This is a genomic window from Brasilonema angustatum (genome assembly GCF_059505445.1).
Genome location: NZ_JCACKO010000102.1, coordinates 225,335 through 239,811, shown reverse-complemented (window position 1 = coordinate 239,811; position 14,477 = coordinate 225,335). Strand labels below are relative to the sequence as shown.

11 protein-coding genes are annotated in these 14,477 nt (G+C 41.3%); 2 read left to right on the top strand and 9 right to left on the bottom strand.

Annotated elements, in window-relative coordinates:
- Positions 1 to 264: 264 nt before the first annotated feature.
- The 5 genes from AC5JM2_RS17750 to AC5JM2_RS17730 all read right to left on the bottom strand — a co-directional run bounded on the left by AC5JM2_RS17750 (position 265) and on the right by AC5JM2_RS17730 (position 6,963).
- The gene (locus AC5JM2_RS17750; RefSeq protein WP_495836171.1) at positions 265 to 1,185 is read right to left on the bottom strand and encodes a polysaccharide deacetylase family protein; all 921 of its coding nucleotides are present in this window, start codon (positions 1,183 to 1,185) and stop codon (positions 265 to 267) included.
- 884 nt (positions 1,186 to 2,069) lie between these two features.
- Positions 2,070 to 3,464: a DUF2079 domain-containing protein gene (locus tag AC5JM2_RS17745; protein WP_495836170.1), complete on the bottom strand. Its 1,395-nt coding sequence runs from the start codon at positions 3,462 to 3,464 to the stop codon at positions 2,070 to 2,072.
- A gap of 15 nt (positions 3,465 to 3,479) precedes the next feature.
- Positions 3,480 to 4,754, bottom strand: coding sequence for a mannosyltransferase family protein (locus AC5JM2_RS17740; protein WP_495836169.1), 1,275 nt, complete (start codon positions 4,752 to 4,754; stop codon positions 3,480 to 3,482).
- Between the two features lie 42 nt (positions 4,755 to 4,796).
- Positions 4,797 to 5,120 (bottom strand): hypothetical protein, encoded by a 324-nt coding sequence (locus tag AC5JM2_RS17735; protein ID WP_495836168.1) that lies wholly within the window; start codon positions 5,118 to 5,120, stop codon positions 4,797 to 4,799.
- 559 nt (positions 5,121 to 5,679) lie between these two features.
- Positions 5,680 to 6,963: a mannosyltransferase family protein gene (locus AC5JM2_RS17730; protein WP_495836167.1), complete on the bottom strand. Its 1,284-nt coding sequence runs from the start codon at positions 6,961 to 6,963 to the stop codon at positions 5,680 to 5,682.
- A 709-nt stretch (positions 6,964 to 7,672) separates the two neighbouring features.
- On the opposite strand from AC5JM2_RS17730, the gene AC5JM2_RS17725 reads away from it, so the two are divergent.
- Positions 7,673 to 8,869 (top strand): 1-deoxy-D-xylulose-5-phosphate reductoisomerase, encoded by a 1,197-nt coding sequence (locus AC5JM2_RS17725; protein ID WP_495836166.1) that lies wholly within the window; start codon positions 7,673 to 7,675, stop codon positions 8,867 to 8,869.
- Between the two features lie 1,145 nt (positions 8,870 to 10,014).
- Here the strand turns inward: AC5JM2_RS17725 and AC5JM2_RS17720 are convergent.
- Positions 10,015 to 10,515 carry an acyl-CoA thioesterase gene (locus tag AC5JM2_RS17720; protein WP_495836165.1) on the bottom strand — a complete coding sequence of 167 codons (501 nt, stop codon included), beginning with the start codon at positions 10,513 to 10,515 and terminating at the stop codon, positions 10,015 to 10,017.
- 686 nt (positions 10,516 to 11,201) lie between these two features.
- Positions 11,202 to 11,546: a DUF1815 family protein gene (locus AC5JM2_RS17715; protein ID WP_495836164.1), complete on the bottom strand. Its 345-nt coding sequence runs from the start codon at positions 11,544 to 11,546 to the stop codon at positions 11,202 to 11,204.
- Between the two features lie 303 nt (positions 11,547 to 11,849).
- Between AC5JM2_RS17715 and AC5JM2_RS17710 the strand changes: the two genes are divergently transcribed.
- On the top strand, positions 11,850 to 12,023 hold the full coding sequence (locus AC5JM2_RS17710) for a hypothetical protein (RefSeq protein ID WP_495836163.1): 174 nt from the start codon (positions 11,850 to 11,852) through the stop codon (positions 12,021 to 12,023).
- 576 nt (positions 12,024 to 12,599) lie between these two features.
- Here the strand turns inward: AC5JM2_RS17710 and AC5JM2_RS17705 are convergent.
- Both AC5JM2_RS17705 and AC5JM2_RS17700 read right to left on the bottom strand, forming a co-directional pair.
- Entirely contained in the window at positions 12,600 to 12,815 is a 216-nt protein-coding gene (locus tag AC5JM2_RS17705) for a DUF2839 domain-containing protein (protein WP_495836162.1), read from the bottom strand.
- Positions 12,816 to 12,904: 89 nt separating this feature from the next.
- On the bottom strand, positions 12,905 to 14,458 hold the full coding sequence (locus AC5JM2_RS17700) for an ATP-dependent DNA helicase (RefSeq protein WP_495836161.1): 1,554 nt from the start codon (positions 14,456 to 14,458) through the stop codon (positions 12,905 to 12,907).
- Positions 14,459 to 14,477: the final 19 nt, after the last annotated feature.

The following is a 14,477-nucleotide window of genomic DNA, read 5'->3' as shown; positions in this document are numbered from 1 at the left end:
CGATCCCGCAAGCAAGCCGCAAGCGTCTACGCAAAAATCTGCTTTTCGGTTGAACAGCTCAAACTCGATCAGATAACTCGATAAGTCAATTGCAATCAACTGGCAATACAACTCACCAGCCGCGAGTTTAATTGTCTTGAGTATCTAATGCGCTTTTGCGGAGGGACTTTCACCCGAACCCAAATTCAAAGAACACGTTGTTTTCTAACGAGTTTTATCTTTCTACTGACTTTCTTATTATTAGTGGTTAGTAATGGCTAATAATTATTTAGTATTATTCTTTTGTGATGCTGTTAACTGTAGTTCTTGGTCTTGGATTTCTAATAGTTCTGGTATAGTGACAAAGCGATAGCCCTGTTTCCTAAAGTCGCTAATAATTTGTGGTAAAGCTTCGACAGTTCTGGAGCGATTCCCACCACCATCATGCATCAATACAATTCCACCTGGTTTAGATTCTTTCATAACGTTCCTAATTAATTTTGGTACAGGAGGACGACTGTAGTCAACGGAGTCAGCAGACCACATAATCAGGGTGTAATTTTTGTTTTTAGCATAAGCAGCCACCCCATTATGCATAATTCCACCAGGTGGTCTAAACAAAGTGGTTCTCGCACCTGTGATTTGATAAATTAAGTCTGTTGTGCTTTCAATTTCATAGGCAGCTGCCTGTGGATTAAAATAGTGATACCAATGATGCCAGGTATGATTGCCTATAACGTGACCTTCAGCCACAATTCGCTTCGCTAATTCTGGATGGGTCTTTAGGTTCTGTCCAATAACGAAGAATGTACCCTTTATATTGTTTTTTTTCAGGATATCCAGCACCTCTGGAGTAGATGTAGCCCAAGGACCATCATCGAAGGTAAGTGCAATAACTTTTTCCCCTTTCTTCAGTTTTGCATTCTCAACAACTGCACCTTTAAAGCGCGATGGTACATCATAGGAAAATCCCTTTGTTTTTGCCTCTTCCTGCCAACTTGTTAGCATTCCCGCCTTGAATGTCTCCATGCGCTGTTGAGTTTCTACTTTCGCTCCTGTATCCTTCACATTCGTAGCTTGTTTTTTCTGAGTATCAGAAGTGTTAGAATTGACAGGCATTACCAAACCAACACTTAAACTGGCGCAAAAACAAACTAGGGCAATTAGTACTCCATGTGACCAAACATACGATTTGTTAGTTTCCACGTCAAAGCTCCTCGGGGTGGAATCATGAGTTATGTGTTTAAGGGTGTGCGACAGCACATTTTATCTCAATCAGAGATACGTAGGTGTTTTCTGATAATCCGAAAAATTTAAATATAGATTAACAGAAATATAAAGATTAAGCCGATAAATGATACAGCTTTAGAGGAAACCAGGATGATCTCGCTTTAAACTAACATATCTGGTAATAATTATAAGTATGATGATTCTTTTGCATAAATAATGTTTTGCGTTGTCTATTTTGAAGTATCAGTTACATAGAGAATACTGTATATTCTACTGCTAAAGCTTATTGAAGACAGAAAAAAATCTTAATTTTTTAGTATATTCTCTGTTATCAATCATTAGCCCGATGAAAAATACTAGACGCCCGAAACAAAATAAAGTTTCTTATTGTCAAATATATATTTTCCCTTAACGCAGAGTTTGCTGAGAATCATATTTTTCTCAGTACAGCTATGGAAATACTCATGTTTGGGCTAGGTAATTTATCAGTTCTCAATCATTATTAAGTCATTTTAATAGTGAATCTACAGTTACGGAATCGTTTGGATTGTTACTTCATTGTTATTCGACTTTCAAATTTATGTTTTCAGTAAAAGTACGGAAAATGTGAAAACTGATACAACTAAATTATGTTTAACAATCAAAAAATCTGTACTTATTAAAGCATATTATGTGGTGAATACGATGTGATAACATATACTGAAGCAACATTTGTTGTCTGAAAAAATCTTTGAGAAAATTCTATGAAGCTAAGTTTAGATAGAGCTAGGGTTGGCACAAATACCGCAGTTAACTCAAGGATAATGCCAGTAAGGGTGAAATCACCTCTACTGCCTTAGTTAAACCTGATTACGGAAAACTTATTTAACAAACAAATGTACGCCGTCCTGGTGGTAGCGCAGCTCAAATAACTGAGTTTTCTTGAGAGACTCTACCAAGTTAGTCGCAAACTCTCGATCACTTAGCCAGCCAGGATGATTTACATTCAATAGTATATAGTCAAACTCTGCCAAATTAGTAGGTGGTGAGTTAGCGCTTGTCAACTCGACAACTGGTCTATGTGTTAAATGTGGGGCAATCTCAGCAGTTGTCAAAACAGATCCTTTTGTTTGCACTAGGGCAACTGCTTGTCGTGTGGCTTGCCAAGTGTCCAGTGAATTTAAGTAAATAGACCAGAAGTATCCGTATTTGGCTAAAGCTAAGAATGCGACAATTGACCATAATATGATTTTTCGTTTGTTGCGTAACCATCCCTGACCTATCGCAAGGCTGGAAATAACAGCTAACACAAGAAATGGAACTGCTGGAAGAGAATACTGGTTGATCAAGTTTTTTTGCGTTGAGAACTGACTCAGAAGATTGATCCCCAAAGTGGGAACCGCAGCAATCAAAGGCTGCATTGCTTGCACAGAAAGTCCCCAAATCACAGGTGCTACTAAAAACAGCAGATATTCTAGGTTATCTAATGAAAAAACCTGTCCCAACACAAGTCCTGGATTGAGTAGTAAATTTTTAGCAATTTCTGAAAAAGAGTTTCCCAAATAAGCATACCGACCAATATGACGTTCCACAGACGCCGCTTGGGTACCAAAAAAAGGGATGACAATTTTGGTTGCGATCGCAAACCAACATATACCGCTTACAAGAGCGATCGCACCGCATCGTCGCTTCTTTTCAAACACCAATAGCCAGACTCCCATTGCTGCAACTGTTATAGATAATACAGCTTTACATGCCAGCGTCAGGAAGATACATAAACAAAACCAGGCAGTGCGTTCCAGTCTAGCGGCTAAAACTGCCCCTAACAATGCTGGCACAGCTATCACTTCTGGGTGAAAATCAAAGAGATTAATATTGAACACTAATGGATACAGTAGGTACACTGTAGCAACTGCTATGGTTTGCCCAGTTCTAAGACCAGCATGACGCGCTAGATGCCATGTAGGTAAGATAGCTAATGCTAATGCTACTGCTTGTACTGCAAACAACCAGTAAACACTAGGGTATATTTTGTAAAATAACGCTAAGACATAAAAAATCAAAGCGGCATGATCACCAAGAATATGGAAACCAAGAAAAGAAGAAATAGGTGATTGGCCTTGGCTAATTAAGTAAACTGCCTGGTCAAAAATTCCTAAGTCATAAGCATTTGACTGGAATAATTCATGTCTTAAAATGCTGCACCCAAAAAAAACGAACGCACTCACGCCAATCATCCAATTTATAGGACTAGGCGAAATCAGTTTTTTCATCATCACTCTACTTTCCATCTACCCTACCCAAAGTTTTTGGGCAAATCGAACAGCAAAGCTTGCAAGTAGGATAGTAAAAAACAACAGCGTTAGGTAACCCCAGCGAGGGTAGCGAGATAATAATACACCGAGAGCGACACTTGGAGACACAATACCGTAGACCAGACGACTTAAAGAGATAGTACCACCAGATGCTAGTAACAAACCTATACCGCAGAAGCCATAGATAACAGTGACTGGAGTCAATTGAGCGCGCAATTGCCATAATAAGTAGGCACTACCGAAAACAGCAACTATGTTAATCAATGGATCGCCTGCTAGTATCCACAAAAGAAAGACTAAAGCGGCAAAGCCATAATCAAGTTTTGCAGAACTTAACTGTTTACGGAAGTAGCATAAACAAGAACCGATGGCAATAATCATCGTAAACAATAGAGGATGCAGGGGGTCTTTGATCCCGCCATGCTTCCAATTCAATGTCCCGATAGTCACTTGCATCAGCATTTTCCACCAACCCTGCCAATTAAACCCAAGCGTTGGTCGCCATCCCTTTTGTGCATGGAGAAATCCCAAAGGGTCACCAAATTGAATCGCACAGTATATGCTGAAAAGAACTAGTCCAGCAGCGGTGGCAAAAGAGGCAACAAAAGCAATAGGAGGTTTGCGTTGTTTCCAAGCTGCCAAGGCAAACGCCGGGATCAATGCCATCCCTGTCGGACGCGTTGCTGTTGCCATTGCACCCCAAAAGGCAGTCCAGCCATACTGTTGTTTATCAAAAGCTGCCAAAGCTGCTGTACTCAACAGTAAGTATAGCCCTTCAGTGTAAATGACTCCTGCAAATAGCGATAATGGACACCAAGCAACGACAGCTGTTGTCCACCGCGCTGCACTTTCACCAGCTTGTTCCTTAACCCAAAAGTATAAAAAGTAAAGCGCCGCCAAAAAAGCCAAATTGTTGAGTAATGTTCCTGCCACTTCAAACGGCAAGCCCAAGTTCATTAAAACTCGGATGATTAAGGGAAACAGGGGAAAGAAGGCAAGGATGTGTGACTTGCCATCATTAACAAATTCATATCCGGTGGTGGCAATGGCGTGGTAATTTCCACTATCCCATGCATCAAACACCTCCCAACCAAAAGTGGGGGTTATGCCTCCAGGTGGTGTTGGTAATAATGGCGCAATCAACAACATCGCAGTCCAGATGAATAATCGACTCACAAGCCATGTCGTTGCTGGAAACAGTAAGGGATTTACCCATAAAACTTTGCTTGCAGATATTAGACCTTTAGCCATAAGCTTGAGTGTTTCTAGAAACTGCTCCTTCCTTTCAAGTTCCTACATATTCAGGGCTGATAATATGTAATGTTCTGTTATACCATTTTCGTCTGTATAAGTTTTTGAGTAATTTTTATTGATATAAGCTGTGAGTTGACTATCACTTTTGATTTGTCCAGTCCACCTATCAAGAATGATTTGCTCAGGACGATAGTTCTGTAAGACAGCAAGTAGTTCTTCTAATGTCAAATCTCCTGAGTTGAGTCGTTTGTACGACATTACCGCCATTTCTGGAGGAACGCGTAAACCAGCGTAAAACGCGTAGATGGGGCGATCTGTAAATACCCATTGGGTAGAACCTTTGTATTTTAATACAAGCTGCATGACTTCTAAGTTCTTAGGGGGTCTTCCCTTTGGATTTGGAGGAGTCGCAACCACTAAGACAATCAAAAGCACTACGCTCAGAAAGCGTGCAGCAAAGACTGATTGCCCGAATAAACTAAACCACTGTGATAGCAGGACTGTGAAAAGGGGTGGTTGGTCGCTCCAAATTTGGGTATAAAGAGAAAACCCTTGCGAATAAAGAAGGGTTTTGATTAAATTCAGACTAATAGGGAGACCCCTTCGGGGAATACCTCCGGTCTCGCTGCACATACGCCAGATGCCTGGCTGTCGGGAAACCCTCCCGCAGCCGGTTGTCGTCACCTCCAAAGAGCGCTGTCTTACCGTGCGCGGGTTAAGCGCGTTGAGGCATGTGGCGTGAGCCAGTACAGCATTAATGTGGGGGACTACTAGTTATGTCCCCTACACCCTTACACCCCTAGTTTTTGACGTTTTATTCGGTTGTGGGGTGTCCAGTCCCGGTCTAGCCTTCCGGGTATATTTTTCCTAATTAAGACAAGCGTTTAAATCTGTGTCCTATTTGTAACCGCGCATTCAAGTTTTACCCTACCCAAAGTTTTTGGGCAAATTTAAGAGACAGTCTGACGAGTAAGATAGCAAACAAACCCAGACTTAAGTATCCTTGGCGAGGATAGCGCGATAGGAATACACCAAAAGCTACACTCAGTGACACAATACCGTAAGCCAAACGACCCAAGGATATCGTACCTCCGGAGGCAAGCAGCAAACTGATCCCGCACAAACCATAGATCACAGTGACTGGGGTTAATTGAGTGCGTGAATGCCACAACATATAAGTGCCACCACAAACCATAACTGCGTTCAGAAAGTTATAGATGAACCAATCATTTGCTAGTATTAACAAGCAGATTGATAAACCATAAAAGCCGCAGACAGCAAGAGAATTAAGTTGCTTACGGAAGCGCCACAAACAATAACCATAGCTGACAACAACCCCAAGAAGTAGGAGATGCAGGTAGTTATTTATTGAGAAAACTTTCCAATGGGATGTGCCAGCAGTGATTTGTAATAGCATATTTAACCAACCCTGTCCATCAAATCCTAGGGAGGGTCGCCATCCGCGTTGTGCATGGATAAATCCAAAGGGATTGCCAAATTGAATTGCACAGTACAGGCTAAACAAAAGCACTCCGATTGCACTGCCACACCCAGCAACGTAAGCCATCAAGGGTCTACGCTGTCTCCATGCTGCTAACAAAAATGCAGGTATAAGTGCTAACCCTGTGGGACGGGTTGCCGTTGCCATTGCGCCCCAAAGGATAGTCCAGTGGTATTGCTTTTGATCAAAGGCTCGCAAAGCCGCAGTGCTCAAGAATAAGTATAGCCCCTCAGTGTAAATAACCGTACCAAACATCGACAGTGGACACCAAGCCACTACAGCTGTTGCCCAACGCGCCTCCTTTGTGCCACAATGATCCTCCACCCAAAAATAGATACAATAAAGCGCTGCAAAAAATGCCAAGTTATTTATCAGCGTGCCTGCCACTTCAAATGACAAGCCAAGGCGCATGAAAACCCAAATAGCTAGGGGAAATAAGGGAAAAAACGCAAGATTGTGTTGTTTCCCATCATCGCTAAATTCATAACCAGATGTTGCGATCGAATGGTAGTGTACACTATCCCATGCATCAAACACTCCCCAGCCAAATTGAGGGGTAATTCCTTGCGATGGTGCGCTCAGATGTGGAACAACCAGCAACATAGTAGCCCAAATAAATAATCGGCTGACAAGCCAGATTACCGTAGGAAAAAGAAAATCATTTTTCCAGAAAACTTTTTTGATAAATATTTGAATTTCAGCCATAAGCTTGAGTGTTTTTCAAACTCCTCTGTGTATTCACATGCCTATAGCTGTAATTTGGTGTTTATTTAGTAACATTTCACACATTTCACTCCTCCACCAACATGAGTTATTACATGATAAGAAACATAGCTGACAAAGTTTCCAGCTATTTACTATCAGTAGTTAAAATTTAGCAGATATCGCTATGAACCTAGGCAGTTAGATTTAACTATATAGTCTTTCTATACAACATTTTTTTTTGCAAAGAAAAGTTGCTCTGGAGAGATGTTTAACTCATCTTCTGGTTTATAGTGCATAGCAGTAGAACTCAAGATTGGCAATAAAACATTAGGTAGGGTGAAGTTGGTTCGTTTTCACACTTTTTGAAAGATTCCCCAGCAACTTCGCCTCTTGATAACTCACTCCCCATCAGCCGTTAGCACTGACAATATCCCGTTAAGCTTAGTAGCAAATCGAACTGATTTTTGAGCCAACGCAAATCAACGCACCTTGGGTATGCTTAGCAAATGCATTCGCTTTGTTGAGGCACTTAAGCACACTTGTTGATTACAGTCCTTTACACGAGCGACGGTTGATCCCATTTTTAGAAAGAATGGGGTTTCCTGTCGTCTTGTGTAAGGTGTCAGAGTATAAGGATATAGGATAAATCAATTTATTTGTGTATCCCAAGCAATCTATATTAATGTTGTCTGTCAATCCTGAAACAATTGTGAAAGCAATAACTCTTCTTGGTTCTACTGGTTCTATCGGTACTCAGACTTTAGACATTGTCGCTCAATACCCCGATCAATTCCGGATTGTGGGGTTAGCAGCTGGGAATAATGTAGATTTGTTGGCTTCTCAGATTCGGCAGTTTCGACCAAGTATAGTAGCTATCTGTTCAGAAGAAAAGTTGCCAGCACTCAAAGAAGCAATCAAAGACGTTGCTCCCCAGCCGATTTTAATGGCTGGTGATGCTGGAGTCATTGAAGTTGCCCGCTACGGAGATGCTCAAATCGTTGTTACGGGTATCGTTGGTTGTGCTGGGTTGTTACCCACAATCGCAGCCATTGAAGCTGGTAAAGATATCGCCTTGGCAAACAAGGAAACCTTAATTGCTGGAGGCCCGGTTGTTTTACCTCTGATTAAAAAACACGGTGTGAAATTACTGCCAGCAGATTCGGAACATTCTGCGATATTTCAATGCTTACAAGGTGTTCCAGATGGAGGTTTACGACGAATTTTATTAACTGCATCTGGTGGTGCTTTTCGTGACTGGGCAGTAGAGAAGTTAGCAGAAGTTACAGTTGCTGATGCGATCAAACATCCTAACTGGTCGATGGGACGTAAAATTACTGTTGATTCTGCGACTTTAATGAACAAAGGTTTGGAAGTGATTGAGGCTCATTTCCTCTTTGGGTTGGATTACGAGAATATCGAGATTGTGATTCATCCCCAAAGTATTATTCACTCGCTCATTGAACTACAAGATACTTCTGTTCTCGCCCAACTTGGTTGGCCTGATATGCGCTTACCTTTACTATATGCTTTGTCTTGGCCTGAACGTATCTACACCAATTGGGAACGACTAGATTTAGTCAAAATCGGCAGTTTTACCTTCTGTGAACCAGATCATCAAAAGTATCCTTGCATGAAACTAGCTTATGCGGTAGGTCGGGCTGGTGGTTCTATGCCTGCTGTGTTAAATGCAGCGAATGAGCAAGCTGTAGCTTTGTTTTTAGAAGAAAAAATTCAGTTTTTAGATATTCCTCAGTGTATTGAATGGGTGTGCGATCGCCACGAAGCCAATAATCGGGCAAATCCTTCTTTAGATGACATTTTGACCGCAGATAAATGGGCAAGGCAGGAAGTTTTAAAAGTAACTCAACACTTGGAAAATCGTCCGCGTATAATATCTTTGCGATAAAAAACGACTTACAACCCTAGGTTTTCATTGTATTTCTGTTCAGCGTTCAGCTTACTCCTGAGCGCTATTTTTTTTATTCGTAATTTTTACCTTATAGCGATGTATAAGAGTATAAACATATAGTTGTGTTGTTGCTTAGTGACTTTCGTCATTTAGTTATTCATTTATATTTTATTATACGAAAAAAGTAAATTATTTTTCTTGCATAAGTTTTCTGTATAGACTTTGCGAAAAACCTATATACACCAAGAATCAAAACTTAATATATTTTTTAAAATAAGGTTTTCCGGCATACTAAATTTTAAAATTTTTTATTGTATAGTAAGCGCAGAACAACTACAGCAAAAAGCTCAAGTAAACTCAACATTCTCAGCAAAACAGTACTGAGCAATGATGAGCTTTTTGTCTGTGGAGGTTCCACGTCAGTTGCTACTTTTTTGGTGCCGACTGGGGTTGCTGAATACTGAATTTAAGGTTTTCACATCTGTAGTCTTTCAGCAGTAAGTTGATCCGACACTGCAGACTATCGTTGTGGAGTTCTACTCAAAAATGCCACTGGGGACAACAGGGAAAACCTGTGCAACGCAGTGGCTCCTTAACGCTCAGCACTACTGAATTCCTGAAGAGAGACTTTATGTCTGTCACGGTTACACTCATGAAATTTTTTCTGTTCTAATACCTTCATTGGTAAGACTCTATTTGAAATAGGTGTATCTATGTTTGCTACCCTGATTGTGTCTTGGATTGTCTACACAGTATTAAGAAATGTGGTGAGGACGACAGTGAGAACTGCGTTTATTAGTGCTACTACTGTTGTTATTTTGCATGCTGGTCTGGGAATTAGCCCTCAAGATATTTGGCATCAGATTATACAGCTACTTCAAGCGTTCTCTCAAGTCCTTAGGGTTAGGTAATATCACTTTTGGATATTGCCCGTTATTAGTCATTAGTTTTTTGTCCTGTGTTCAACCACGTTCTCATATCTCCTTTGGAGACGCTGAGTCCCAAGGGGACACGCGCAAGGGACGCGTATGGCTGTTTGGATACGCGAAGCGTAACCGCACGCACAGAACACGCGTCCTTTAGGAATCAGGCTACCGTTTCATGAAAACCGGATTTTTCCGTCCTTTAATCAAACGGATGAGTTAATTATTTTTTGATCCTGAAAGCCGTGCCAGGGCATCCATAACAGTACTAGGTAACTGACGCATAATCTTACCTCTTTCTCGATCTACTGCCACTAAAGTCACCTGAGCAGTAACGTATAATTCTTGCCTATCTGATGATTCAATTGCATAATCCCAGTTAATACGGACGCCAGTCACCTCAGCCATCCGCGTTCTTACAACCGCTGTTGCACCCAACTGAAGCGGACGGTGATAGCGGATCGAGAGTTCTACAACTGGTAAATCACAGCCCAAAGCGACCAAATCAGCATATTCGATACCGATCGCTCGCAAGCATGCTACTCGTGCTTCTTCAAACCAAGCTATGTAGGAACCGTGCCAGACAATACCTGCATAGTCTGTATGATGCGGGTAGACTCTTATAGAATATTCAAACCAATTTCCAAAGGAACTGCTTGCTGGAGTGTCAATTGCAGTGGTTGATTGCAGTTGTGGTTGTTGTGATTTTTCCTCTGACATATCAAATTTTTTGGAGACAAAGATAGATTTTCCAAATCTGGAATAGCATAAAATTACACGCATATAGTGCAATTTATTCATAAGCTAACTGACATTACTGCTCCAGATTCCTTTAAAGTTCTATGTCAAACCTCAAACTTGGTGGGTTTTGGACTCCGGTATTTCTTTAGGTGAGGAAATTTTAGACTTTGGTTATCAGATGTTAAAAAACTGGCGCTCTATCTATTATGGCTTCGTTGTGGGTTGTAGATGATGGCAGGACTCAGTTTTTTATAAGTTCTTTTTATACCTTACTATTCTTAGGCAAGTTGACCAAAAAAGCTCAAGCTTTACAATAACGATAAATTACTTTTACGAAATCAAAATTTACGCACAATTAATATTAGGCTTGGGTGACAGCCTTAGTCACTCCTACTATTGGGGACTACTCGTTTTTATCCCAAACGGTTTGTCATTGTTTGAGATGGCTTGCTGATTGACATTCATACGCTGCGGGCAATTATTAGTATGGCAATTAATTTTTACAATACTCAACACACATTACGCCCCAATGTCACAATAACAGTGGCAGCAATGTCAATAAAGCTCTGAGATAAGGTATGAAAGTTATGAGTTACGAGTTATTAGCCACTGTTACGATTTTTTAACTGTTAACTTTTAACTCTCAACTCTTAACTTTTTACTGTCTAACACCGCTTAGCTAAAAGTTTATTACCTACGCTGCTTGGTACAGGATGCTTGACTATATTGGCAAGTTCCTGCAATTGGTTGACAGCCTCTGCACCTTCTAACTTCATTAATTCGCGGTCATCCCGCATTTCCGTCCAAGTGATCCCGTAATCAGAGACTAAAAACCGAATCAGATGGTTTTCTCCCAGGCTAACCATAAATGAAGCACTATTCATCTGGTCACCACAGGTGTAGCAGGAGGCAGGATATCCTCGCCTCTCTAAGACAATTGCTAAAGCTTGCAAGTTCATCACTAAGTCTTGGACGAATTGCCGATGTTGTTGTGCTAGTCTCAAAAACATTTTTCCCTCCAAACACCACAGTTATTTGCTTCCTTTTATATTTTCTTTAGATTCTTGCACCAATTGGTATTGTAAACTATCCATTACAATTCACAGATATATATTTATGAATTGGCTACCTAGTTTAGGGTAGTCGATTTCAGTTTGGTGTGCCGTATCAAAGTATTCAGTTTGTAGATCTGAAATATCGGATTGAATTGCTAACTTTGTCTTGTTTTTACAGATTCACATCAAAGTAGATGGTAAGTCTAAACAATTCCGCTATAAGATTAACTCATATTTGGTACAAGTCAAGTCGAGAAAATGCCGAACTTGTACTTTGATCCGCTATTTTTAGGTGTACTAGTTACCCTTTGTCCCAACAAGGCAGACATACGTCTTATCAGCCTGTTTCAAGAGGTGATTATCTCGTCAAACGCCTATACAGTTGTTAAGCAATGTAAAGATTTTAAGCTATTGGTAGCAACTTCTCCATAGAATCTGAGGAAACTGGTAGATGCTCGTAGCTGTTTTTTGATTCTCGCTTGGGGTAAGTACTTAATAGTCAGGTATACGGTATATCAGCCACTTCGTTGCTCTCAGCAGTGCTTTGTCAAGAGTTGTTGAGCAGATCAAGCTCTGCAGGGAACTGCTAACCCGGAGGGTGACTATCTGTAAAAGGAAATACCCTGATCCACAATCCCAAGTGTAAAACCTAAATCGTTTGACTTAACACTGACAATAACTGAACTCAAGATAACGATGTTGCCATTTCGGCAGATATTTTTGTTACTGTCTTTTGAGTTGCTATTTATACTTTTTAAAAGAGCCATTCGAGAGAAGAACGAGTAGCTTTTTAAAAAGTGTATGCTCTTTTGAGATTCGAGATATATTAAGATGAATAGGTTTTTCACATAAAATTTACTTTCATAACTTTTCTCAGTATACTCTATATACTAGAGTAGGTTAATTTATAGTAAATAAATTCACAAAGAAAAAAATAACACAGCCAGGAAAACCTAGCTGTTGTGTTGATACTTTCAATCGTTGTCAGAAAATTATCCAAGTTAGGGTTTAGACAACTTCCCACCAACCGAAAGCTGGACCGATAAAACGAACTGTCACCCAAGCGGCTACTAAACCGCCAATGCCAATCCAGGTAAGTCGAGTTGACCATGTGACGAATTTTTCTGCTTCGCTTTTGGAGATCGGAAGCCACGGCAAGATTCTAGTTGTATCTTGACCGTATTTTTCTCCCAGTGTAGTTTTACGACGCTTTGCTTCACCCATAATCTAAAAATTAATCCCTGCTAAAGCTGATAATAGCCCTTGCTTGAAGCAATAACTAAAAAATACTGAATAATTTAGACGACTTAAGCTCAATCTTCGTCTGTGACAGAGGAAAACAGATTGGGATCAAGGTAGTTAATACGTGCAAGGGGACTGAGGGCAGCCAAAACTTGAGCACCATAACTACGGATAATCACGCGACTATCTAGCAAAGCAACGATCCCTTTACTTTCGCGCAATGGCGCGATCGCCCGTTGCAATTCATTCATAGCAATTGGCAATAAGTACAAACGAAACCAATCTTGATGCAAGCCCTTGTAGTGCGCCACTCGACCTGCCACTAAGGGATTTTCTAGAGATGGCAAGGGTAAAGTCGCGATCGCCAAAAGCTGGGGAGCAGGCAAAACCTTTTGATGCTCACGCCAAAATTCCCAGCCACTCACCAAAATACCATTTTCATCCAAACAAGTTTTTTCCACCTGTACCCGTGAACCAAACTCAGAGGCAAGAATTGTCCCCACTTGGGATTTCAGCGGTACATCCCCCACAAGCACAACTGTCAATCCTGGTGCTGTCGCACTTAAGCAAACCAGCGTCATAACTTTATGAAGAAAGGCTGGCTGAAACTCTGGCGTGTTGGGTAGGGGTAACTGGTAGGGTATGTACAATTGAATCGCTTCTGTTTGATTGTCTGAGGAAAACTTGAGGCAAGTTAACTCATCTTCCAACCCGAAGCGCTGGCGAAATATGGGGGCTTCAGTTTCTGGTTCTACAGCACTGCCAATAAACACCACAGGCTGGCGCTGCCAAATGGGTGATAGTATTTTTCCTAATTCAATGGGGACACAGTGCAAAGAAAATAAACCTTGGCGACGGGCAATAGTTGCCCAGAGTAGGGATGGGAAAGATGAGGGAGAAAGATTTTCGTTTCTGTGTTGAAATTGCTGAGCGAATTGTTTCCAGGTATCCGGTAGGCTGGATGTATCTAAAACCGAATACAGACGCATCAAAATCTCTTCTTCCGCCGTAGAAATCAGATAACATTCGTAGGGATTTGCAGGGTGCTTAAACAGTTCGTGTGTGAGTTGCGCCCGTGCAGAACGAATAACTTCAGCTTGGGCTGGCTGAGCCAGCATGAGTTGCTCCCAATCTTGTGCTTCTAAGCTCACAGTCAGTTCAGAACGTACCCAATCTTCTAAATCGTCCACTCCATCAATAATTGTGGGGATGTCACTAGGAAAATTATTATTCTTACTCAGTTGTGCTTTTAACCAAGCGGAGGGAGAAATCAAAAAGACTCCTTGGAACTCACCACCAGGCCAAGTGTCACCTGTTCTGATTGCTTTATTAACTTGCAGCCACTGTTGTAGGCGGGGTATTTCTACTTTCGTCAGTCGTTGCTGTACATCTTCAGGGGCAACAATAATCACAGGACCGTGCCACATTAATGCCGAAGCCACAAAGCTCGTGCGATACCGCCCCTGATAGCCGCAAGCTGCGCCAACTTGAATAAGGGCGCTACGTCCTACGCGCAAGGCGCGGGCCACTAACCGTGCCATTGTCAAATGATGTGGCCACGAAGGGAAACCTGCCTGCGATCGCAGGAAGTTATGTAATGACAAATGAACTTCTGCTTCAATCACACGCTTTTAATCCCATACA

Coding starts and splice junctions, on each gene's coding strand:
- AC5JM2_RS17745 (WP_495836170.1), bottom strand. CDS start 3,464: ATGATGAAAAAACTGATTTCGCCTAGTCCTATAAATTGGATGATTGGC.
- AC5JM2_RS17740 (WP_495836169.1), bottom strand. CDS start 4,754: ATGGCTAAAGGTCTAATATCTGCAAGCAAAGTTTTATGGGTAAATCCC.
- AC5JM2_RS17735 (WP_495836168.1), bottom strand. CDS start 5,120: ATGCAGCTTGTATTAAAATACAAAGGTTCTACCCAATGGGTATTTACA.
- AC5JM2_RS17730 (WP_495836167.1), bottom strand. CDS start 6,963: ATGGCTGAAATTCAAATATTTATCAAAAAAGTTTTCTGGAAAAATGAT.
- AC5JM2_RS17720 (WP_495836165.1), bottom strand. CDS start 10,515: ATGTCAGAGGAAAAATCACAACAACCACAACTGCAATCAACCACTGCA.
- AC5JM2_RS17715 (WP_495836164.1), bottom strand. CDS start 11,546: ATGTTTTTGAGACTAGCACAACAACATCGGCAATTCGTCCAAGACTTA.
- AC5JM2_RS17710 (WP_495836163.1), top strand. CDS start 11,850: ATGCCGAACTTGTACTTTGATCCGCTATTTTTAGGTGTACTAGTTACC.
- AC5JM2_RS17705 (WP_495836162.1), bottom strand. CDS start 12,815: ATGGGTGAAGCAAAGCGTCGTAAAACTACACTGGGAGAAAAATACGGT.